The 23,376-nt window shown below is 45.1% G+C and carries 19 protein-coding genes; 13 read left to right on the plus strand and 6 right to left on the minus strand.

The window, feature by feature from the left end; genetic code table 11:
* Positions 1–8 precede the first annotated feature (8 nt).
* From ACY652_RS05715 to ACY652_RS05750, 8 genes are all read left to right on the plus strand, one after another.
* Positions 9–680 (plus strand): class I SAM-dependent methyltransferase, encoded by a 672-nt coding sequence (locus tag ACY652_RS05715; RefSeq protein ID WP_462267068.1) that lies wholly within the window; start codon positions 9–11, stop codon positions 678–680.
* Positions 677–1,672: a glycosyltransferase gene (locus tag ACY652_RS05720; RefSeq protein WP_462267069.1), complete on the plus strand. Its 996-nt coding sequence runs from the start codon at positions 677–679 to the stop codon at positions 1,670–1,672. Before ACY652_RS05715 ends, ACY652_RS05720 begins: the two co-directional genes overlap by 4 nt.
* Positions 1,672–2,637: an acyltransferase family protein gene (locus ACY652_RS05725; protein WP_462267070.1), complete on the plus strand. Its 966-nt coding sequence runs from the start codon at positions 1,672–1,674 to the stop codon at positions 2,635–2,637. The genes ACY652_RS05720 and ACY652_RS05725 overlap by 1 nt, the downstream gene beginning before the upstream one ends.
* Positions 2,638–2,643: 6 nt before the next feature.
* Positions 2,644–3,858, plus strand: a complete 1,215-nt coding sequence (locus ACY652_RS05730; RefSeq protein WP_462267071.1) for a glycosyltransferase family protein — start codon at positions 2,644–2,646, stop codon at positions 3,856–3,858.
* Positions 3,842–4,795 (plus strand): hypothetical protein, encoded by a 954-nt coding sequence (locus ACY652_RS05735; RefSeq protein ID WP_462267072.1) that lies wholly within the window; start codon positions 3,842–3,844, stop codon positions 4,793–4,795. The genes ACY652_RS05730 and ACY652_RS05735 overlap by 17 nt, the downstream gene beginning before the upstream one ends.
* Positions 4,780–6,072: a glycosyltransferase gene (locus tag ACY652_RS05740; RefSeq protein ID WP_462267073.1), complete on the plus strand. Its 1,293-nt coding sequence runs from the start codon at positions 4,780–4,782 to the stop codon at positions 6,070–6,072. The genes ACY652_RS05735 and ACY652_RS05740 overlap by 16 nt, the downstream gene beginning before the upstream one ends.
* 152 nt (positions 6,073–6,224) lie before the next feature.
* The gene (locus tag ACY652_RS05745; protein ID WP_462267074.1) at positions 6,225–7,400 is read left to right on the plus strand and encodes a glycosyltransferase family 4 protein; all 1,176 of its coding nucleotides are present in this window, start codon (positions 6,225–6,227) and stop codon (positions 7,398–7,400) included.
* Entirely contained in the window at positions 7,376–8,788 is a 1,413-nt protein-coding gene (locus tag ACY652_RS05750; RefSeq protein WP_462267075.1) for an exosortase Y-associated Wzy-like protein, read from the plus strand. The genes ACY652_RS05745 and ACY652_RS05750 overlap by 25 nt, the downstream gene beginning before the upstream one ends.
* A 325-nt stretch (positions 8,789–9,113) precedes the next feature.
* On the opposite strand, the gene ACY652_RS05755 is transcribed toward ACY652_RS05750, so the two are convergent.
* The gene (locus ACY652_RS05755) at positions 9,114–10,472 is read right to left on the minus strand and encodes a L,D-transpeptidase (RefSeq protein ID WP_462267076.1); all 1,359 of its coding nucleotides are present in this window, start codon (positions 10,470–10,472) and stop codon (positions 9,114–9,116) included.
* A gap of 192 nt (positions 10,473–10,664) precedes the next feature.
* On the minus strand, positions 10,665–11,600 hold the full coding sequence (locus ACY652_RS05760; RefSeq protein ID WP_462267077.1) for a LysR substrate-binding domain-containing protein: 936 nt from the start codon (positions 11,598–11,600) through the stop codon (positions 10,665–10,667).
* 285 nt (positions 11,601–11,885) lie between these two features.
* On the opposite strand from ACY652_RS05760, the gene ACY652_RS05765 reads away from it, so the two are divergent.
* The gene (locus ACY652_RS05765) at positions 11,886–13,397 is read left to right on the plus strand and encodes a DEAD/DEAH box helicase (protein ID WP_462267079.1); all 1,512 of its coding nucleotides are present in this window, start codon (positions 11,886–11,888) and stop codon (positions 13,395–13,397) included.
* Between the two features lie 123 nt (positions 13,398–13,520).
* Here ACY652_RS05765 and ACY652_RS05770 read toward each other — a convergent pair whose 3' ends face one another.
* Positions 13,521–14,294, minus strand: coding sequence for an NUDIX hydrolase (locus ACY652_RS05770; protein WP_462267081.1), 774 nt, complete (start codon positions 14,292–14,294; stop codon positions 13,521–13,523).
* A 90-nt stretch (positions 14,295–14,384) separates the two neighbouring features.
* Here ACY652_RS05770 and ACY652_RS05775 point away from each other — a divergent pair, with 90 nt between their 5' ends.
* Positions 14,385–16,751 carry a glycoside hydrolase family 3 C-terminal domain-containing protein gene (locus tag ACY652_RS05775; RefSeq protein WP_462267082.1) on the plus strand — a complete coding sequence of 789 codons (2,367 nt, stop codon included), beginning with the start codon at positions 14,385–14,387 and terminating at the stop codon, positions 16,749–16,751.
* Positions 16,752–16,884: 133 nt separating this feature from the next.
* On the opposite strand, the gene ACY652_RS05780 is transcribed toward ACY652_RS05775, so the two are convergent.
* Positions 16,885–19,170: a GH92 family glycosyl hydrolase gene (locus ACY652_RS05780; protein ID WP_462267083.1), complete on the minus strand. Its 2,286-nt coding sequence runs from the start codon at positions 19,168–19,170 to the stop codon at positions 16,885–16,887.
* A 298-nt stretch (positions 19,171–19,468) separates the two neighbouring features.
* Between ACY652_RS05780 and ACY652_RS05785 the strand changes: the two genes are divergently transcribed.
* Both ACY652_RS05785 and ACY652_RS05790 read left to right on the plus strand, forming a co-directional pair.
* On the plus strand, positions 19,469–20,473 hold the full coding sequence (locus tag ACY652_RS05785) for an SDR family oxidoreductase (protein WP_462267084.1): 1,005 nt from the start codon (positions 19,469–19,471) through the stop codon (positions 20,471–20,473).
* 211 nt (positions 20,474–20,684) lie between these two features.
* Positions 20,685–21,029: a single-stranded DNA-binding protein gene (locus ACY652_RS05790; protein WP_462267085.1), complete on the plus strand. Its 345-nt coding sequence runs from the start codon at positions 20,685–20,687 to the stop codon at positions 21,027–21,029.
* 94 nt (positions 21,030–21,123) lie between these two features.
* Here ACY652_RS05790 and ACY652_RS05795 read toward each other — a convergent pair whose 3' ends face one another.
* Together ACY652_RS05795 and ACY652_RS05800 are read right to left on the minus strand one after the other, a co-directional pair.
* The gene (locus ACY652_RS05795) at positions 21,124–22,596 is read right to left on the minus strand and encodes a hypothetical protein (RefSeq protein WP_462267086.1); all 1,473 of its coding nucleotides are present in this window, start codon (positions 22,594–22,596) and stop codon (positions 21,124–21,126) included.
* 166 nt (positions 22,597–22,762) lie between these two features.
* Positions 22,763–23,152 carry an HYC_CC_PP family protein gene (locus ACY652_RS05800; RefSeq protein ID WP_462267087.1) on the minus strand — a complete coding sequence of 130 codons (390 nt, stop codon included), beginning with the start codon at positions 23,150–23,152 and terminating at the stop codon, positions 22,763–22,765.
* Between the two features lie 83 nt (positions 23,153–23,235).
* Here ACY652_RS05800 and ACY652_RS05805 point away from each other — a divergent pair, with 83 nt between their 5' ends.
* The gene (locus ACY652_RS05805) at positions 23,236–23,367 is read left to right on the plus strand and encodes a hypothetical protein (RefSeq protein WP_462267088.1); all 132 of its coding nucleotides are present in this window, start codon (positions 23,236–23,238) and stop codon (positions 23,365–23,367) included.
* The last annotated feature ends 9 nt before the right edge of the window (positions 23,368–23,376 follow it).

The following is a 23,376-nucleotide window of genomic DNA, read 5'->3' on the forward strand; positions in this document are numbered from 1 at the left end:
AGCTGTAAATGAAAATCACTAAAAATATCTCATCAGGCAGGTACACGTGGGCTCATGATATGATTAAGTCATTATTAGAGAAACGATCAGAAGCGGTACTTTTAACAGATATAGGTGCCAGAGATGGTATTTTGAAAGAGTACTGCACTGATCTGTCAATTGCCTATCGGGCATTTGATCTTGAACCAATGACTACATTTTGCCGGGAGTGGAATATAGAAAATCCCTTCCCTTATTCTGATTCGAAAGCTGATATAATTACTATGCTCGAAGTGATTGAGCACTTAAATAATCCCTGGCTTGGAATAAAGAATATTACAGATCACCTGAAAGAAGATGGCTACCTCCTGCTTACTATGCCTAATCCTTCCTGGAGTGGTGCACGGTTAAATTTGTTGTACAAAGGCGTGTTAAGCTGTTTTTCACAAGAAGATCTTACTCTTAATCACCATGTTTTTACGCCATGGCCACATATCATAGACAAATTATTGCAAGATAATGGGTTCAGAATCATTGAAGCCATAACGTTAGATGGACGTACTCATCTTTTTGCTAAACCCTGGTCGCCAGTAAGATTTCCAGTTCAGCTGGGGTTTAGAACATTAAAAAAGATGATTGAAGCAGCAGATCCGGCATCACGAGGGATGAGTTACGCCATCATTGCACAGAAAAAAATTTGATTCCGCTAAATATTTTTTTTCAGGAGCCAGATCCTGACCGATGGATTAAATTTGACAGGTATCCAAGACGATTAATCAGACGTATCATTCGTGGCCGGCACCAACCAGGTGGGGTGATGATGGTAGCTCTGAATTTAATGAAAGGATTAGACAAACTCAACATTCCTTATCGTTTTAATAACTTTAAATACATTAATAAACATCCCGATGAACTGGCATGTATTATAGGCAAACCACAGCTACTATTTGAAAGAGAATGGAAAAACCCCATACTCTTCGGCGCAGGCATCTTTTCTCACCCTGTTGACTGCCCTGATATTTTTTACAAATATCCCAACCTTAAAAAAATACTGGTTCCAGGAGAGTGGATGAAGCAAATGTTCAAGCCATTTTACGGCTCAAACGTTATCTCTTGGCCGGTTGGCATCGATACACAGAAATGGCATCCGGATATTAAATTGGCTAATAAACAATTTGATTTTTTAATATATGACAAGATACGGTGGGAGCATAATCATTACAACAATACATTGATTCTGCCCATAAAAGATCATTTATTATCAGCAGGCAAAACATTTTCAATTATAAAATATGGCAGCTACACTCATGCTGAACTAATGCAAAAGATTGCAGTTTCAAAAGCCGTTATATTTCTGTGTGAACATGAAACGCAGGGGTTAGCCTATCAGCAGATTTTATCAACCGATACCCCTATTTTAGCTTGGGAGCGCGGCGGCATGTGGCAAGACCCATCCTATTATCCTCACAAAGTGCAATTTGAACCGGTAAGCTCCGTACCTTATTGGGATGAGCAATGCGGGCTAAAGTTCAAAGATGCCAAAGATTTCAGATCAGTTTTGAACAAATTTTGCGATAAGCAAAAAAAAAACGGATTTGCTCCGCGTAACTATATCCTTAAAAATCTTTCGCTTGAGGTATGTGCGCAAAAATACGTGGAAATCGTACAAAGTATTATCGCGGGTAAATTATAATGCAATTAAGAAACATTAACATATTACGTGGCATTGCCGCATTCGCGGTAATGTGGTTTCATCTTACCAACAACTCGGCATTAAGTAAAAGCGTAGCAAACACCGGGAAATATGGGTATTTGGGCGTTGAAATTTTTTTTGTGATAAGCGGATATATATTACCTTACAGTATGGCTAAAAGGAACTATCGCCTGGCCAACTTTGGCACGTTCAACTTAAAACGGACATTAAGAATTTATCCGCCGTATCTTATCACCATATTATTAGGAATTGGATTAATGTTAGTTACTAATATCCCAATTCCGAAGAAACATATTCTGCTAAGCGAATTTGTTTATATGAATAGCATTTGGGGTTATGTATGGACAGCCCCGGTATTTTGGACATTGGCTATAGAAATACAATTTTACATCTTTGTGAGTTTCGCCTATCCACTAATTTCATCTAGGTCAAATGTAGTATTTATATCTTCGCTGTTACCCTTTTTAGCTTTAGCGTTTGTATTGCCGGGAGCATTTCTTCCAAGTTGGCTGGGTATGTTTAGTTTAGGTATTATACTATTCAGAAAAACAGAACTAAGATTACAAAATACTCTGTTTTGGATATTGATAATAATTATTAGTGCATTTATAATGTATATAAATGGAGTTTATCCATCAATAACATGCTTGCTAACAGTACTTTTTATCGCGTTTGTTCCGGTCAAAGAGAATAATATGATAACCCGTGCAGGCCTTTGGCTCGGCTCTATAAGTTATTCATTGTATCTGATTCACTGGGATTGGGGCAGGGTTATGATAGCTGTTTTCAGGCATATCCCGTTTATTGGCAGCTTTGAATGGCTAAGGCTTTTGTTTGGCCTCAGTGCTTCACTATTATTTGCTTGGTTGTTTTATAAAATTATAGAAAGTCCATCAATCAAACTAAGCCACAAGCTCAGGTACAATCATAATCATACGGAGTAAAATTTGATGGCCAAAAAAATATTAATCGTTTCTCAATCGCACCTCTGCTGCAATCCCCGGGTGCTGAAGGAAGCAAAAGCGCTGGCCGATGCCGGTTATAGCGTAACTATCTTTACAGCAATTTATTGTAATAATTTATACCAGGAAGATCTTTCCTTACTTGCAGGTACAGGTGTTGGCTATGAAATTTACAGCGATCTGCAAAAGCGCAACCTTGCCACATTTAAAGCCAGGCTATTTAGAAAGCTTTGGCTATTTGCACAAACCCTTGGTATTGAAAGCAGATACAGTTTAGGTTATAATCCATCCCGCTTAAAAAAAAAAATACTATCGCGGCAGGCTAATCTTTATATCATGCATCAGGAATTGGCAACCGTGGTGGGCAGCCTGATAGTAAATGACTGTAAAGTAGTCTTTGATATTGAAGACTGGTACTCGGAAGACCTTTTACCCCAAGCCCGAAGAAACAGGCCGGTAAGACTTTTAAAACGGGCCGAAAAAATAGCTGTAGAAAAAGGAGCTGCCTGCTATACTACCTCACATGCTATGGCAAAGGGGCTTAAGGCTTTTTATAAAACAGTAAACGAGCCGGCTGTTATTTACAACTCATTTAACGCAAACAGCAATACAGGCAAATCGGAACAGCATGACTTTTTACATGTATATTGGCTTTCACAAACTATTGGCGAGGGTCGTGGATTGGAGTTTTTTATAAGTTGCATGGCCCAGAGTACAACTAAATGTAAAATCAGCCTCAGAGGTAATATTTCGGAAGCTTACAAAAAAAGCCTGAATGCACAATTAACAGCCAAAGACAGCATCGAATTTTTACCAATGCTCGCCAATGGCGAAATTCAGACCGATATGACACGATATGATATTGGCCTGGCCCTGGAGCCGGATGATCCGCCCAATAAAGACCTCACCATCTCTAACAAACTTTTTTATTATATGGCAGCCGGACTGCCGGTTATCGCTTCCTGTACCCAGGGACAGGCCGAAATAGCACAGCAATGCCCCGGGCTAATTTTCATGTATGAGCAAAACCAGGCTGCTGAATTAATAAAAATATTAGATAAAATAGGTACCATATCACAAACCGGCAACCTAAACCTATTAAAAACCCAGGTGCTTAATTTTTACCGATCAAATTTTGCATGGCCTATTGAGGCAGCTAAATTAGTTACCCTTATCAATCGTATTTTTGAAACAGCTGGTTAGCTTGCAGATCAATCTTGCACCCGGCGATTACCGGCATGCGCGGCACCTGCTTCAGCACCAGTTAAACGCATTACAAGCGCAGGTTGATGAAATCATTTTAACGGTAGACACTCAGCCCGGCAGGGGGCGCTTTGCCGAGGGATGGGCTGCTCATAAAGACATGCTCAATCAGTTCTTAAAAACAGAGATTGAACCGCAGTACCGGGTTAAAATCGTTCCTGTGAATTACGATGCCAAAGTGAGGCAAAAAGTGGCCCGGTATTTTTTGGGCGATGATGATATACCGGTTAAAGACTTTAGAGGAGGGCCGTTTTACGCCTACTTTTTTGGCTTATACACCGCTGCCAACAACCTTGTTTTTCATTTAGATTCGGATATACTTTTAGGGGGGAGAAGCCAAAAATGGTTATCAGAAGCGCTGCAGTACTTTAATACAGATGCCGCCTGCTTTCTTATGGCCCCCCTACCCGGACCGCCACGCCATGATGATACTTTGCAGGCGCAGCAAGTTATTCATCAAATAGCGCCTTTTGCCTGGCAACTCGGAGGTATGAGCACCAGGATATTTTTAATCGATAAATCTAAGTTTTGCGACAATAAAATTATCATCACCAAACCCTCTTTGCGAAACCAGCTAAAAGCTTTGGTTGAAGGCCATGATACTGCTGATCTGCCAGAACATTTAATAGCTGCCTTTATTAAAAGGCATCATCTAAAACGTATAGACTTTTTAGGATCAGGCAAAGGTATGTGGTCATTACATCCTCCATACCGAACAACGGTTTTTTATGAGCAGTTGCCTGAGATCATCAAGCGGGTTGAAAACAATGATCTTCCCCAAAAGCAACAAGGCTTTTATGACCTTATTGATGAGGTTTGCGATTGGACGGAGGCCCGCGAAAAAATGAAAGCTAACCGCTGGTGGAAAAAGCATTAAAAAAACTGCTCATCATCTCCCCATACTTCCCGCCGGTAAATGCTGCCGATATGCAGCGGGTACGGATGAGCCTGCCTTATTTTGCAGATCTGGGTTGGCATGCTGAGGTGGTAACTGTGGATCCTAACTATTCAGACCTAGCGCAGGATGACTTATTATTAAAAAGCGTTCCGGCTTTAATAACGGTACACCGCGTTAAGGCCTTTAGCAAGACCCTTACCTCGAAAGCAGGATTAGGCAGTATAGCTTTACGGTCATTGTGGTTTTATAAACAAAAGGTAAACCGCATTTTAAAAAACGAAAAGTTCGACCTTATTTACTTCTCAACTACCCAATTTCCGATTTGCATTTTGGGCGCCTACTGGAAAAAGCGTTTCGGCATTCCTTATGTTATAGATATGCAGGATCCCTGGCATTCTGATTATTATATGACCAAACCCAAAAACCAGCAACCGCCAAAATACTGGTTTGCCTACCGGCTAAATAAATACCTCGAACCCATCGCCATAAAAAATGCCGATGGGTTAACCAGCGTATCTGCCGGTTATATTAACCAGCTTAAATCCCGTTATCCTGTAATTAAAGATCTGCCGGCAGCTGTGATTACTTTCGGCGCCTTCGCTCCCGACCTGCAGGTAGCATGGCATAACCGGCAGCGTTTTCCGTCACTTTTAGCTGATGAATTTTTTAATATAGTATACATCGGCCGTGGAGGAAGAGATCTGCACCAAGCCATCAGTCCGGTTTTTGAAACATTTAAAAGCTTACTGGAACGTAACTTCGAAAAGTTTTCAAAAGTAAGGTTTCATTTTATCGGCACCAGTTATGCCCCGGCAGGGCAGGGCACAGCTACCATTTTACCGCTGGCGCAACAATTTGGTATTGAAGATTATATCATCGAAATTACCAATCGCATCGGTTATTATCATGCCCTGCTTACATTGCAGCAGGCCAGTGCGCTCTTTATCCCCGGTTCTGACGATCCGCAATACACAGCATCCAAAATATTCCCGTACCTGCTTACCGGGAAACCCATACTGGCGATTTTTAACAGGGCAAGTTCGGCAATAATCATTATGGAAGAACATGGCGTGCAAAATGTTTATAATTATGATGAGGTAAGCCCGGCGCATCTGTTGCTCTTTTTTAATCAGCTTGTTAATAACGCATTTGATACTGTTAAATACCGTGCCGATGCCGTTAAAAAATATTCTGCAATGGAGATGACCCGTGCGCAATGTCGTTTATTTAATAAAGTAGTTGAGGCAGGCCATTAAACATATCCTCGGTTTTATGTTAACCCATCCTTTGGCAAAACGGCACTGGAAACTTTTGGCAATTACAACACCGTTTATTGCCGTGATATGGATTTTATCAACAACCGCCTGCCACATGCTGCCGGATTTTAAATAATGGGCGAACCTATCTGATGCAAAAATTAGCCGTTATTATAACTCATCCTATTCAATATTATACCCCGGTGTTTAAATTGCTTCATGAACGGCAAACCATCAACATTCGTGTATTTTATACTTGGGGCGAGGGCGTGCAGCAAAAATTCGATCCCGGTTTCGGCAAAAACATCAGCTGGGACATCCCGCTGATGGAAGGGTACCCCTATGAGTGGGTGCAGAACATTGCTAATAATCCGGGGTCGCATCATTCGGGAGGGATTAATAATCCTGCGCTTATTGATCAGGTAAATACCTGGCATCCGGATGCGATACTGGTATACGGCTGGTTTTATAAGAGCCATTTTAAGGCCCTGCGTTACTTTAAAAATAAGATACCCATTATTTTTCGCGGCGATTCTACCCTGCTTGATGATACGGGTGGGGTTAAAGCGATGCTTAGATACCTTTTTTTAAGGTGGGTTTATACCCATGTTGATTATGCCTTATATACCGGCACCAACAATAAGGCATATTTCAAGAAGCTTGGATTAAAAGAACCTCAGCTTACCTTCGCACCGCACGCCATTGATAACGACAGGTTTGAGGCAGCCAGGGCAAGCGAAGCCGATGCCTTAAGAAGGCAATTAAGTATTGGCGCAGATGAAAAGCTGGTGCTCTTTGCAGGCAAACTTGAAGACAAAAAAGCACCGGCTTTACTGCTCCGCGCTTTTATCGATATCAGTATTCCTAACACTCACCTCCTTTTTACAGGCAACGGTTTTTTAGAGCTCGAACTAAAAAATCAGGCTGCATTGTATAAAAACATTCATTTTATAGAATTTCAAAACCAGGGAAATATGCCTGTAATATACCAGGCCTGCAATTTATTCTGCCTTCCATCAAAGGGGCCCGGCGAAACATGGGGACTGGCAGTAAACGAGGCTATGGCCTGTAGCAAGGCCATTTTGCTATCGGATAAAGTTGGTGCCGGTACCGACCTGGTTAAAGAAGACAAAAACGGTTTGGTTTTTAAGGCAGGTAGCCTTACCGATTTAAAAAGCAAATTAAAACTGTTGCTTGAAACCGATAAAAACACTTTATTTAACATGGGTTGCCAGTCTAAACGTATTATTACAGACTGGAGCTTTTCTAAACAGGTGCAGGCAATTGAACAATTAGTGGATAGATGCAAAAAAACAGCAGCGCGATAGAACGCTATATTGTATTATTTGTACCGTGGTTGCTGGCATTACTATGCAAGGGCGACAGTGTTCTGTCTTACTTTATCGCCTGGATTGGCTCCTTCTTTATTTTTTTTATTACCCTGACCGGTTGGGTGCGCCCGATTCCGAAAGACCGCCCGATAGCCGACCAGTTGATGCGCCCGCTATTTATTATGCAGATTATATTTGCGGGATACATGTGCTGTACATCAGTATTTTATTTCATGAGCACCCTGGGCTATGAAAATTTCAGGCAGGTTGCCTTCCACACGCTGAATGATAAAGACACCCTTAACCTTGTTGCCCAATGCCAGCGTTACTACTGTTTGGGGCACGCATCGTTTGTTGCAGGTGTGTTGATATTCATGAATTATCCTGTCCAGAAAAAATATCACATCGAAAGCCATAAACTGGCAAATCTGTTGTTATGGGCAGCTTTGGTCAGTTTTCCTGTATCACTGATATTTTTAAAAATACCAGGCCTGTCACAGTTTTATTATCAGTTCAGCTCTTTAAGCTTTATTGCAGGCACACTTGCACTTGCTTTTGCCATTCCAATAAAAGATGTTGGAAAGATACTTATCTGCCTGTGCCTTTATGCCTTCAACTTCTATCAGGCATTAACCTCGGGTTTTAAAGAGCCTATCATCATCAGCGTACTGGTACTGGGTATATTCCTTTATCCAACCTATAAAAAACTGGTTGCTATAACGTTTGTACCCATTATGCTGTTATTATTTACGGTTTTGCCAACTTATAACCACATTTTCAGGTCGAACGCATGGAGTGGTGATACCAACAGCGATAAAGCCTCACAGGTGGCGTTAAACGCGGCCCTTAACGGAGATGACGGTGAATTGGAAGATACCAACTGGGACTTTTTGGTATATCGCCTGAGCGAAATAGATATGTTCACCAGGTTTGTACAATCTACTCCTAAAACGGTTGATTATTATGGGTTCGACCTGATCAAACAGTCGTTCATCGCACTGGTGCCCCGTGTTTTCTGGGCTTCAAAACCTAACACCGAAGAGCTGATTATGCAGCGGGTTTATGATGCCGGGGTAATTAACCGTAATTCTGTTGTTTCAGCTAAGCCTGCCTATATTGTTGACGCCTATCTTTCGGCCGGCGAGTTCGGCATTTTCTTTTATCTGTTTGTGTATGGAGCCGCAGCGCAACTGATTTGCCTTAAGGCCGAAAAACTCTTTGGTGGATATATTCTTGGCACGGCGCTTATATTTTCGGGTTTATTTCAGATCATGTGGCGCGGTATCAGCTTTGAGTTTATGTTTAATACTGTTCTCTGGAGCTATGTAAGCATGCTGGTGATTCATAAACTACTGTTAAGCGCCCATATCTTAAAGGAAGATTGACAATGGCCATCTTATTAAAGCCATCATTATTCACCCGGCTAACCCACTATAACCATACGCCAGGCTGTCTGGCGCTCCCTTCCAAATAGTTGGAACAATTACAACCATTAAGAAACTGTTTAGATATATTGCAAAGTGTCCTCACGTTGTCATTGCTGTGAGGAAGCCCTACCCGACCCTCCCCGGTAGGGAGGGCTACAAAATAAGCAAATCGAAAGTCTCCCCTGCCGGGGGAGATTTAGAGGGGGCCTATGCTTCGTTCCTCGCAATGACGCACTTTTTTACTCGTTTTTTAAACAGCTTTTAAGATACAGCAAAGGATCGCTTAAGAGCTACCATTGTTGAGATCAACAGCAGCAGGATACCCTTTTCCCTGCAAAGCAGAGACGGTAACGACAGCTTCTTTCTCCCCCTTAATTTTGGAGGTAACCTTACCCTGCTTAGACCTGGCCATTTTACTGGCAGGCACCCCTTTTTTTGAAGGGGGTATACTATCCGTTGCAATGGCATTGCCATGTGCATCACGGTTCATTTCGTCTAAAGCGTCATTCAGGTCAGCCTTTTCCTGTGCATTCAGTTTGTCATAATTTACCCCGTATACCTGCAGAATGCTTTTGGCGTTCTGCAACGTATTAGTGCCGCGTTCATATACATCGCGGTAAATATGTAAACTGCCATCTTCAGCAACAATGGTTTCATAACGCAGGTCGATGGGAACAGGGTTTGGCAATTTTAAGGACCGGGTTTTAGTTCTGTGTTTTAGTAACAAACGAATACTGTCTGCAGATAAGGCGGAGCCGCCCAACTGCGCCAGTAACGGCGCAAAATCCTTCACCTCGGTGTTGGTTAATCCTACACAGCCATGCGAGGCAAAATTACCGATCTTTTCAAGCGGCTTGCCGCCGTGAATGAGTGATGGCGCTCCAATCGGAATCTTGATCAAGCCAAGCGGGTTCAAGTCGCTGCCTGCAGAAACCTGCCTTCCTGCCTGAAATTTGCCTTTTACCCAAGGTTCATCGGGCGGAGTCCAGGTAGGGTTAAAAATAATGGTATCGGCCCTGCGCATCCCTGCCGGCAAAGGAAATTCAGGATAACCAATGCCTACGCGGTAACTTTTCAGCAATTTACCTTCCTTAAAAAGATCCATCCGGAAAGCAGGTGCATTAACTACTATCCGCGTATCGGCAGGCACAAAGTTAGGTTTGGTAGGTGCCAGCCCTTCTACGCCCCGGCTGTAACGGTCATTAACAAGCTGCAGCAGCTGCTGCGCTTTATCTTCTCCGATAATCGACTTGATTTGTGCCTGATAACGCTGTGTGGCCACCCGTGCCGAGGCGGTATCCACCGCTCCATCCTCACTCAGTTTTGCAAGCGACCCATGCGCTGCAGCCTTAAGCTTTTCAATTTGTGAGGCTGATAAGCCCAGTTTTGATTTCAGCGAGGAAACAAAATCACGTTCATAAAACAGGGCATCCAATACCGGCAGCGTTAAGGCATTCTGGCTGGCCGCTGCCGGCTTAGCCTGCGTTGTGGTGGTATCTATCTTATCTGCCTGCTGTGTTGGCTGCTTTTGCGGCTGGTTATTGCAGGCAGAAAAAAGTGCAGCTACAATGACTGCGGTAAGTACTGATCCGGATTTAAGTAAGCGCTTCGGGCGAGCGATGATGGCACGAGCAATGTTCATGCACCCACAACATCACAACCCCTCAGATTGTTCCCGTTAGTACCTGTTTAACCATTGAGAAAAATACTAAAGCACCCACCCGTACCAGCATCACCCTCCTTATGCCATTGCCGTTTATACCATTTATGGCCGTTTATAGCATTTTATAAACTTTTATCGCCGTTAAACGCCGCTTATATCCTGCTAAAAGCACTAAATACTTAATATATCCTTCCTCTTCTTGGTCTTTAAGCGCTTGGGTACAAGTTCTGTGATCTCGTTTTTCATGGCTTCAATCATCCGGCGTTTAAGGTAGTTTCTGGCTACCACTATGCTGATCTCGCGCGCTGGCTCCGGCTCCTTAAAATGCCTGACTTTCTCCAGTTGCTTATCGGTCAGGTCGGCTAAGGCCAGTTCGGGTAATATGGTAGCGCCGTTGTTTTGGTCTACCATACGCTTTAAGGTTTCAATACTTCCGGTATTATACTCAAACTGCTGTGCACTGCGGTTATTTTTACGGCGCTGGCAAAGGTTTAGCACCTGGTTTCGCATACAGTGACCCTCATTGAGCAACCACAGCTCATCCATATCAATTTCGTCAGCAGCAATATGCTTTTTTTTAAAGAGCTTACTGGCCTTGGATACATAACCTACAAAGTTTTCATAAAATACGGGCAGTTCGATTAGTGCAGCATCCTGTAATGGGGTTGAGAGTATACCGCAATCTATCATTCCTAATTTTACCTGCTGAATAATCTGCTCGGTATTTTGCTCCCAGATCAGCAGCTTTACCTGCGGATATTTCTCCATGAAACGAGAAATGATCTTAGGCAGAATATAAGGCGATACAGTAGGGATAATACCGATCTTCAGTTCACCGGCCAGCTCTTTGTTCCGGTCGTTGATAGCCTCCTTAATTTTGTAGCTTTCAGCCAATACAATGCGTGCCTGCATCACAATTTCCTGCCCTATCTCGGTAGTAGTTACCGGCTGATGGCTGCGGTCAAAAAGCTGCACGCCTAAGTTATCTTCCAGCTTTTGTATCTGCATACTCAGCGTGGGCTGGGTAATATGACATTTCTCCGCTGCCTGTACAAAGCTTTTGTAAGTATCAACGGCTACAATATATTCAAGCTGAACAAGTGTCATATCTGTTATAGTTTTTAGCTATTCAAATGTAATGTAATATTGATTTATACTATATAATAGTAAAATTTAATTTTATCCCTTTGCCCTACTGCTTACAATTAAGCTCACAGATTAAAGGTTTTACTAAGTTAAATCCGCCTTCACTTGCTCAAGTGTGGATAAGTAAGCTACTTATCCACATTGCTCGATTTGGCTGCATTATTGATTTATGAAGGGTATCATTTACAGTGTTAAAAGCCCTGTATAATGCTAACCAATTCATATACAGAATACAACTAATACCCTATGATAACCGAATGCAATACCCGCCTTTATGATTACCAGCGGAATGACCTGAATAAGCTGTTTGATAAAATGGAACAGGTGTCTACAAATTATAAATTACTGTACCAACTGCCTACCGGTGGCGGCAAAACAGTTATCTTTTCTGAAATTGCTAACCAGTTTATACAGAAGTACCGGCAAAAGGTGATGATTCTGACGCACCGCCTGGAACTGTGCAACCAAACGTCGGCCACATTAAAAAAATGCGGAATTACCAATAAAGTGATCAATAGCACCGTAAAGCGGCTGAAGAAAACCGATCAGTATAATTGCTATGTGGCTATGGTAGAAACGCTGAACAACCGCATTGAGGCAGGCGACATCCGCACTGATGATATTGGCCTGGTAATTATTGACGAGGCGCACAACAATTCTTTTCAGAAACTGATGGACAAGTTTGAAAACGCCCGTATTATTGGGGTTACGGCTACACCTTACAGCTCGGATGCCAGCTTTCCGATGCATAATACGTATGATGAACTGGTGATTGGCGAAAGCATAAGCTCGCTGATTGAACAGGGTTATCTGGCCTGCCCAACTACCTGGCGCTATGATGTGGAATTGAATACGCTGAAAACCGGCGCACATGGCGATTTTACGGTAAGCACGTCAGACGAGCTGTATTCTTCACCTGCTATGCTGGAGCTGCTGCTGCATGCTTATGAGGAACACTCGAAAAACCAAAAGGTACTGATTTTTAACAATGGGATATTTGCGTCAAAAGCCGTGTGCCAGATGTTTAACGATGCCGGCTACCCGGCAAGGCACCTGGATAATGAAACCTCTTGTGCTGAGCGGGCTGAAATATTACAATGGCTCAAAAAAACCAAAAATGCCATCCTCACCTCGGTATCTATCTTAACCACCGGGTTTGATGAACCTTCAATACAAACCGTGATCCTTAACCGGGCTACCACCTCCTTAACGCTGTATCACCAGATGATTGGCCGTGGCTCGCGCAGGTTGCCCAAAAAGAAGCAGTTCACTATTGTTGACTTAGGCAATAATACCGACCGTTTTGGCGAATGGAATGCCGCCATAGACTGGCAGTTTGTATTTGACCACCCGGACGCTTATACTGAAAGTATACAGATCCATAGCCTGCATGACTCGCACCAGATGCCGTCGGAGATGCGCTCCAAATTTCCGAACAGCCTGGAAATCTCCTTTGATGTGCAGCAGGCCTATCATGACGCTATAGAGAGCGGGCAAAAACCAGGCAGCGTAATTAATGCCTCAATAGAACAGCACGCCACCATGTGCACCGACAACAGTAATAATATTCCCGCAGCCCTCACCCTGGCCGGAGAACTGGATTCAGAAATTACATGGCGTATCAAGCAGTATGGTAAGGCTTTGGGTAAAGCCACCAAAAACTACCTGGAATGGCTGAATGAGGATTACCGCACTAAACTTAAGGCACAAATTCAGGAAAATATGCTGCAAAGGCAAGAACAGAAGATTGCGGTTTGATAGGTAATGCAATAATCAACAAGTAAACTATTCAATTCAGCTTCTATTAACACCTGCTTACTCATTATAAATTAAGCTATGATTATTTATATAATGAGTAAGCTCATAATCATATAGTTATTCTCAAAAACTCTGCTCCAGCCCATTCTTCAACGCCTCAAAATATTTCTCCTTATTAAATGCATACAGATACGGCGCTTTATGGGCGGCGCCCGAATAAAGTTTATCTTTTTTATCTAATACCCCGTAGCTTAATATTTTGCGGTTAAAGTTGCCCCTGTCCAGCTTGCGGCCCAACAGGGTTTCGTAAATTACCTGCAGGCTTTTCAGGGTAAACTCTTTGGGCAGCAGGTTGTAACCAATGGGCTGGTAGTTCAATTGCAGCCGCATGGCCTGCAGGGCTTTTTCTACAATCAGCCGGTGGTCAAATATCAATTCGGGCATGCTGTTAAGCTGGTGCCAGCTGCACTCAGCCGATAGCTCATCGGGTGTTGGTGTTACCTGCGCGTATTCTACCAGTGCATAGTAACCTACCGAGATAAAGCGCTGCATCAGCCAGCTGTCTTTAGTTAAATCCAACTGAAAGCCGTCAAACGTTTCTTTAATAAGCGCAATTTTCGTACGCTCGGTACTGCCAAAGGCATGAAACTGCTGCAAAAACAGGTCTGTTAAGCCGGTACGGTCTTTTAATATCCTCGCAGCGGCATCCTCTACATCTTCCTCTTTAAATACATATCCACCGGGCAAACCCCATTTCCGGCTTTCGCGGCCTTTCAGCAGCAATACCTTTAGCTCGTTATCATGAAACCCGAAGATCACGTTGTCAACAGATACCGAAGGCAGAAAGTGCTGTTCGCCCTTCACTAAAAGCTCTGGTAACGATAAATCATCATGCATAGGCTAAAGAAAAAATAACTTTTGGATTATGCAAAATAAACTTTATTATTGAGTCCAAATAACTCAATAATAAACTTAAGTTCAATCTTCATGCAAATCAAACGTTTACAGGGCGGTGTACTGGCTGTGGCCTTACTGCTTTCGGGCTATACGGCGGTTGCGCAGAACCCGGCACCTAAACTGGGTAAAAGTCCGATGTCGGCAGTTATTAAGGCCATGACGTTGGAAGAAAAGGTACAACTGGTGGTAGGTGCAGGCTTTAACATGCCGGGCATGACCAGCAGCGGTACCGGTGTAGGCCAAACGCAGGACCGTGTTCCCGGTGCGGCAGGCACTACCCATGCCATCCCCCGCCTGGGCATCCCCTCGCTGGTTACTTCAGACGGGCCTGCCGGTGTACGTATTGATTCGGTGCGCAAAGGTAACCCCGGCCGCACTTACTATGCCACGGCCTGGCCGGTGGCCACCCTGCTGGCTTCCAGCTGGGATACCACAGTAGTTAAGAATGTGGGTATAGCTTTCGGGCACGAGGTAAAGGAGTACGGCATTGATGTTATCCTGGCCCCTGCCCTAAACATTCACCGCAACCCGCTGGGTGGGCGTAATTTTGAGTATTACTCGGAAGATCCGCTGATTGCCGGCAGAATGACGGCTGCTATGGTAAACGGCATCGAATCCAACGGCGTAGGCACTTCCATTAAGCACTTTGCGGCCAATAATCAGGAAAGCAACCGCAACACGGTAAACACCATAGTAAGCGAAAGGGCGCTGCGTGAAATTTACCTGAAAGGCTTTGAAATTGCCGTAAAGCAATCGCAGCCCTGGACGGTGATGAGCTCTTATAATAAAATCAACGGTACCTATACATCTGAAAGTGCAGATTTGCTGACTACCATACTCAGAAAAGACTGGGGGTTTAAAGGTTTTGTGATGACCGACTGGTTTGGCGGCACCAACCCGGTAGCGCAAATGAAGGCCGGTAACAACCTGCTGATGCCGGGTACCCCTGCGCAAAGCAGCAAAATAATTGAAGCGGTAAAAAGCGGCCAGTTAGCTGAAAACGTACTGGACGGGCAGGTAGCAGGTATACTAAACATCATTCTGCGCTCACCATCTTTTACAGGCTATAAGAACTCTGATCGCCCCGATCTGAAAAAGGATGCACAGGTAGCCCGTACTGCGGCTACTGAAGGGATGGTACTGCTAAAAAACGAAGATCAAGCCCTACCTGTTAAACAGCAAGTTCGCAACGTAGCGTTGTTCGGTATTAACGGTTATGACCTGATTGCCGGTGGCACCGGAAGCGGTGATGTGAATAAGGCCTACAAGATTTCACTGGCACAGGGTTTAACCAACGCCGGGTATACAGTGGATAACGAAGTAAGACAAACCTACACTGCTTATATGGCTGACTATTCGGGTAAACATCCCAAAAAAGACTTCTTTAAGGAATTTATGAACCCCACTCCGCCTGCACCTGAGTATACTTTAGACAAAGCGCTGGCTGTTCAGAAAGCATCGGCTACCGATATGGCCATTATAGCCATTGGCCGCAACGCTGGTGAAGGCCGCGACCGCAAGGTAGAAGATGACTATGAACTTACTAATACTGAGAAAGATATGATTAAAGCTGTTTCAGACGCTTATCATGCCCAGCATAAAAAAGTAGTGGTGGTACTTAATATCGGCGGTGTTATTAATGTAATGCCCTGGCGCAATAGTGCTGATGCCATATTGCTGGCCTGGCAGCCGGGTTTGGAAGGCGGCAATGCGATGGCCGATGTGCTGAGCGGCAAAGTTACGCCTTCGGGCAAACTGGCTACTACCTTTCCGGCCTCATATAATGATGTACCTTCGGCAAAAAGCTTTCCGGGCAAGGAGTTTCCTGAACAAGCTACTACCGGTATGCTGGGCATGAAGGCTATACCTGCCGAAGTTACTTATGATGAAGGCATTTATGTAGGCTACCGTTACTACAACACCTTTAATGTAAAACCGGCTTACGAGTTTGGCTACGGCTTATCGTACACCACCTTTAGCTATAGTCCGGTTAAATTAAGCGCTTCCACCTTTAACGGCAGGCTTACCGCTACGGTAACCGTTACCAATACCGGCAAAACCGCAGGTAAAGAGGTGGCAGAACTCTATTTGAGCGCCCCTAAAGGCAAACTGGATAAACCGACCGAGGAACTAAAAGGCTTTGCCAAAACCCGTACCCTGCGCCCCGGCGAATCGCAAACGTTAAGCTTTGTGCTAACGCCCGAGGAACTGGCCTCGTTTGATACGGCTACATCCTCGTGGGTAGCTGCATCCGGTAAGTACACCGTGAAAATTGGTGCCTCTTCACTTGATATTAAGCAAATGGCCAGCTTCAGCCTGGCTAAAGAACTGATTGCCGGAAAAGTGAGCAGGGCGTTGGTACCGCAGGTACCCATCACCGAACTGCAAAGGCCATAAAAGATAAGTGTTTTGAATTGAGGTTGATATAAGCGCTTCCGGCCATGCCGGAGGCGCTTATATGTTTGGTAATTACCACAATAACTTACTTATATAAGTGAAGAAGCCGCCTGTTCAGGCGGCTTCTTATTAGTTACTTTTCGTTCGACATGGAGAAAGGCACATCTTTCAAACCTGTCCCCCGTGTTTTATTCGGCGTAGCCTGCATGGTTACGTTAATGGTTGCGCCCTGCTGTAAATTACTGTGGCTTAGCCACATATTATTGTAAGGCTTGCCATTATACAGCAGGTTGCCCACATAGCGGTTGGTATTGCTGGCTGCGGGTGCGTTAATTACTACCTGCTTGCCGTTCTCCAGTTTTAAGGTCATCTTTTTAAACAGGGGTGCGCCCAGCACGTACTGGTCAGTAGCGGGGGTTACCGGGTAAAAGCCCATAGCCGAAAACACATACCAGGCTGAGGTTTGGCCGTTATCCTCATCGCCGCAATAACCATCAGGCGTAGGTTTGTACAGGCGGTTGATCACCTCACGTGCCCAGTACTGGGTTTTCCAGGGCTGTCCGGCGTAGTTATACAGGTAGATCATATGCTGAATAGGCTGGTTGCCATGTGCATACTGGCCCATGTTCATAATCTGCATCTCGCGTATTTCATGTATCACCTCGCCATAATAGCTATCATCAAAAACAGGCGGCAGTGTGAATACGGAATCCAGCTTGCTGGTAAACTTCTGGCGGCCGCCCATCAGGTTGATCAGCCCCTGAACATCCTGGAAAACCGACCAGGAGTAGTGCCAGCTATTACCCTCAGTAAAAGCATCGCCCCACTTGAACGGACTGAACGGCGACTGAAAGGTGCCATCCTCATTCTTACCACGCATTAAGCCGCTGGCCGGGTCGAACAGGTTGCGGTAGTTTTGCGCGCGTTTTTTGTATACTTCAATCTCGGCAGCCGGTTTATGTAATGCCTTGCCTAACTGATAAATCGTAAAATCATCATAGGAATATTCTAAGGTACGGGCAGCGTTTTCGTTGATCTTCACGTTGTAAGGCACATAACCCAAACGGTTATAATACTCTACTCCCTTACGCCCGGTAGCACGGGGGCCTGCATTATTGGCGCCATGCACCAGGGCATCGTATAAGGTATTGATATCGTAGCCGCGCAGTCCCTTAATATAGGCATCCGCCACTACTGATGCTGAGTTATTACCCACCATTACATCCGAGTAGCCGGGGCTGCTCCATTCCGGCAGCCAGCCGCCTTCCTTGTAATCGCTGATCAGCCCCTGCTGCATTTCCTTGTTGATGGATGGATACATCAGGTTTAAGAAGGGGTACAGGGCACGGAAGGTGTCCCAAAAACCCGTGCCGGCAAACATGTACCCCGGTTCGGTCTTGCCGGTGTAAGGGCTCCAGTGTACAATCTCGTTACGGCTGTCTACCTCGTACAGTTTGTTAGGGAAGAACAGCATCCGGTACAGGCAGGAATAAAAGGTGCGGGTTTGCTCATCAGTGCCGCCTTCAGCCTTTATTTTGCCTAAGGTAGCATTCCAGATACTGCGGGCCTTTTGCCTGGTTTGCTCAAAGCTGTCGGTGCCAAGCTCGCGCTTCAGGTTCAGTTCGGCCTGCTCAAAGCTGATGAAGGATGAGGCTACACGCAGATGAACCTTTTCGCCTTTACTGGTTTTAAAGCCGATCACGGCACCGGCGTGCTTATTACTTAATTCCAGCTGGTTGGCATTGTTCAGGGTACTGTCCTGCCAGGTGCGGGCAAAAGTGATGGGTTTATCACTATAGATGACAAAGTAATTCTTAAAATTGGGGGCCGGGCCACGCGCTACGCGGGTAGTGTAACCGATGATCTTGTTCGCGCCCGGAATTACCTTTACATACGAGCCTCGGTCGAAAGCATCCACCACCACAAATGAACTGTCGGACTTCGGGAACGTTAACTGAAACTGTGCGGCCCGTTCGGTAGGTACAATTTCGGTAGTTACATCGTGGTCGGCCAGGTAAACGCTGTAATAGTAAGGTTTGGCTACCTCCGCCTTGTGACTAAACCAGCTGGCCCGCTTATCCTGCGTAAATTGCAGGTGCCCGGTTACCGGCATAATGGCAAACTGCCCGTAATCGTTCATCCAGGGAGAAGGCTGGTGCGTTTGCTTAAAGCCACGAATTTTATCGGCATCATACGTGTACTGCCAGCCGTCGCCCATTCTGCCCGTTTGCGCCGTCCAGGTATTCATGCCCCAGGGCAAGGCTACCGCAGGGTAGGTATTTCCGGTAGAAAGCGAGTATTTAGATTGTGTACCCATCAGCGGGTTTACATATTCAGCCGGCTCGAATGCCTTGGGCTGTGCCAGCAGCAACTGCGAAGAAAGCAGACCGGCTGCTAAACTTAATTTTAAAAATTTCATGCGACAGATATAAACAAGTACAAATACACCTGTACTTTTTGCAATATTAATATATAAATAGCAGTACCGCAGCACGGTATGAATATTAATGTAAGGCACAGTTTCAAATTCATCTTTTTAAGCCCCTACCCCTGCAGTTAAGCTTTTGCTGCTTAATTATTTACCCCTGCAGGTGTACGTCTTTACCATCAGTTCAGAACAATAATATTAAGAAACTTTTTTACCATTAAATTAAAACTCATTATTGGTTGAATGGGTTTAAGTATTATTAAGTGAACATTAAACAAACATTATACCTATGAATGAAAAAGATAAACTAAACCGCCGCACCGTAATTGGCGGTTTAGGTGCCGGCTTAGCTGCTGCAGCGGTATCGCCCACACTGGCAGCTACAGGCACAACGCCTGCTACAGCAGCACCGGTACCGCTAACCGACCCTACCACCAAATACCCGAAGCCGCCATTTAACGGGCAATCACAACCCTGGCCAGGGTTGGCCAGCCAGATGAACCCGCGGCCCGACCATGGCGAAACCAGTTATAAAGGCTCCGGCCGTTTGGCAGGAAGAAAAGCATTAATCACTGGTGGCGACTCGGGCATGGGCCGTGCCGCAGCCATTGCCTATGCACGCGAGGGCGCTGATGTAGCCATTAACTACTATCCTACCGAGGAGCCGGATGCCCGTGAGGTAATTGCCCTGATTAAGGCGGAAGGCCGTAAAGCCATTGCCATTCCCGGCGATTTGCGCGACGAAAGCTTTTGTAAACGCCTGGTACAGGAAGCCGTACAGAAGCTTGGCGGACTTGATATACTGGTAAGTAATGCCGGCCGCCAGCAGGCGCATGAGTCGATATTAGATATCTCGACCGAGCAGTTTGACTGGACCATGAAAACCAATATTTATGCACCGTTCTGGATTATAAAAGCAGCGCTGCCCAGTATGCCGCCAGGCTCGGCAATTATTGCCACCACTTCAGAGCAGGCTTATGATCCTTCAGCAGACTTGTATGACTATGCCCAAACCAAGGCGGCAACCATGAATTTTGTAAAGTCGCTGGCTAAGCAATTAGGTCCTAAAGGTATCCGGGTAAACGGGGTAGCGCCTGGCCCCATCTGGACACCATTGCAGGTTAGCGGCGGCGCCACCCAGGAAAAATTAAAACTATTTGGCAGCCAAACGCCACTGGGCAGGCCCGGTCAACCGGCCGAATTAGGTTCCATATACGTTCAACTGGCTGCCAGCGATGCCAGCTTTGCCAACGGACAGGTGTACGGCGCTGCCGGTGGCAGCGGCCAGCCGTAAACATATATGATAAAGCCGTTATTGAAGGCTACAGGCCGGGGAATAAATCTATCCCTGCCTGTAGCTTTTTTTAATGGCTTTGCAATTAATTAATAAGCTAATTTTGTACTAATTAATATAATCATTGCAAATAATTTTTATACTTTTATGCCTCTTAGCTATACTTAGCCGCTGCAAGTTGTTTTTTGTATCACTAAACTAAACTGCTAAAATGTTTAACAACTGTGGAATAAATAAAGTATTCTTAGTAGGAACGATCAGTAAAGAACCACGCTGGCATAAGAGCGGGGAGCAGGCTGACATGCTGCATTTCAACTTAACTACTAAAGAAAACATCGGCAAATTTGGCCTGCCAGTTGAACACCTGGAAGTGCACAGGCTGAAAATTCCGGCCAAAAATGTGTCACAAAGCCTCATTAAAGGCCAGGTGATACATGTAGAGGGCAAAATTCAAACCCAATCATTTGTAGACGAGCAGCAGATACGCCGTTACAATACAGAAATTATAGTAAACCGCGTTATCGTCATCAGTGATGTTGAGGTAACGGCCGTTTAATCAAAACATCGGCAAGTTAAATTTTAACCAGGCGTATAGCGATATAAAGGCAGATACCTTATTACCAGATCATGTAATAAGGTATCTGCCTTTATTACATGATCATGCCCGGCACATGGTTGTGTTTCTTATTGCTGCCACCCATCTTCATCAGCGAAGGATTGATGCGCAGGTACACTTCAAAACCCACCGGGGCTGTGCCATACAAATTGCGTACTACATTAGGGGATACATTTACGGTAGCCTGCAGCCCAAGCCGCAAATCAGTATTTTTCACGGTGGTTAAAATCCGGTTATACCCCAGGGTAAAGGCATTGATGTTTACGTTCGGATTGCCGGGATACAGGTTCAGCACATCCAGTTCTTCGGCATCCTTCTGCACAAATTCATAACGGCCATAAATGGCATCCTTTTTAAGCTGCAGGTTGCTCTCCAGTAGTACGGCCGGTTGTGTTTTACTGTTTTCGCTATGATGGTTCTGGCCGTATACTAACGTAGTGGATATATACCGTTCTGCATCAAACAGTTTAGTATGAATGGCCGATGCGGTAAAGCGGTTTACATTATCATGCGCGTCTAAATCCTCCGGGCTGCGTATCCAGCCGTTGGAGGCTTGCAAAGCCCATTCTGGCGATGGGTTATACGACACCCTTACCGAATAGGAGTCAAACTTCATGGCATCAAAGCCATACCGCTCCTCATCCGGCTCGCGGCCTTTAAAGGTTGAACCTTCTATTTTCACATTATGATAACGGAAACCCAGCGTAGCCACCCCAAAGGTAATATGCGTAGCATCGGCATAATGGTGGCTCAGCGGTGCATCGGGGTTGTTATAGGCCGATACGCGGTGCATAAACACCGGCGGCCCCAAAGCCGGCTCGCCGGGATAACCGAAGGAGGCATAAACATCCGTTTGCTTACCAATGCGCTGCGCGTAGTTAACGGTAAGCTGCGAAAACAGGTCGTGCGGGTGCTGCTTATCTACCAGTTTTTGCCCCTTAAAGCTTTCGCCGGTTTGGTACAGCAGCGGGTAACCGCCCCGGCCCACCAAAAAGGGATCGAAAGAAAACATGGTATTCACCGAGAACAAGCCATTGTTGCCCACCTTGCGCTGCGTCATAAACATCAGCCAGTTGGGAGCATCTACCCGTGCGCGGCCCCGGCCGGCGGTATTGTTAAATATATCCTGGTTGGTATAGCGCGGCACAATGTTGCCGTGCACCATGCTCATCCATTTTTTGCCATGTATCATGTAGGCGTAAATGGGGGTATTGTCGGGCATCCACGAGGAGCCGGAACCATCGCGGTTCATGGGCAGATCGCGCGAAAACTGGCTGCTCATCATCAGGTGTCCCTGCATAGGCTGGCTCATGCCCATGTTATCATGCTGCATACCGCCAGGCATTAGCATGCGCTTGTGCATGGCGCTGTCTGCACTGGTACGGTTACGGGGGTGCATAGCTGTATCAGTCGGTTTGCGCTTAGCCGTATCAGCATGGTGCTGATGCTGGGCCTGTATAGTTAAAGCGCTAAATAGGGCAAAAGCAATTAAAAAATATCTTTTCATGAGTAAAATACGAAGTATATACCGTGTAAGCCCACCTGCATAATGAGCTTTTTCACGAGAAACGTTAGTTAAAAAAGCAGGTAAATAGAATAGCAGTATGCAGCGCCGTTGGCAACGGGCGGCATCATTGCGCTGGTGAAGGCCAGCACTTCATGAAAAGAAAAGATCAGATACGGAAAGTGCAGTTTTTAATAAACAAAGGACAGCAACTGAGCGCCGTAAGCGGCGGTCCGCGATAGGTATAGCCTGAAATATTTATGCCCGACACAGCCAACTGTAAACCGGCATAATGAGTAGCCGGGCGTTGGGCCACAGGTGAATAAAGCTTAACGCCTTCCTTTACCTGCTCATGGCTGTCCTTTACCTTAACGTTAAGCTGCTTGCTTTGGCAGCAACCGGGCTTTTTAGTTCGCTTCAGCAGCTTACAATCGGGCTGGCTTTCGTACAGTTTTACCGAGGATACCCGGCCAAAGCAGTAATGAAAATTAAGGCCCACCCCCATTACTGTACCTAAATACAGCAATGCGATTAATAATATTGCAGCCCGCTTCATCATGTAAAGGCAAAGATACAAAGCCCCGCCGGAATTGGAGATGTTAAATAATTGTTAAAATAAATTTGCACTAAAAAGATAATTTATTGAATATTACAGAAGTTTATACACGCGCTCCTCCCGGCAGCGGTGGTAAACTTACTAACCAATTATATTACTTTTATGTAAGCGCTATAGCACAGGTACGCAGTTTTACGGCGGTAAACCTGCTGATATAGCGCTTTTTT

The sequence above is a fragment of the Mucilaginibacter sp. genome (assembly GCF_965200995.1).
Classification (GTDB): Bacteria; Bacteroidota; Bacteroidia; order Sphingobacteriales; family Sphingobacteriaceae; genus Mucilaginibacter.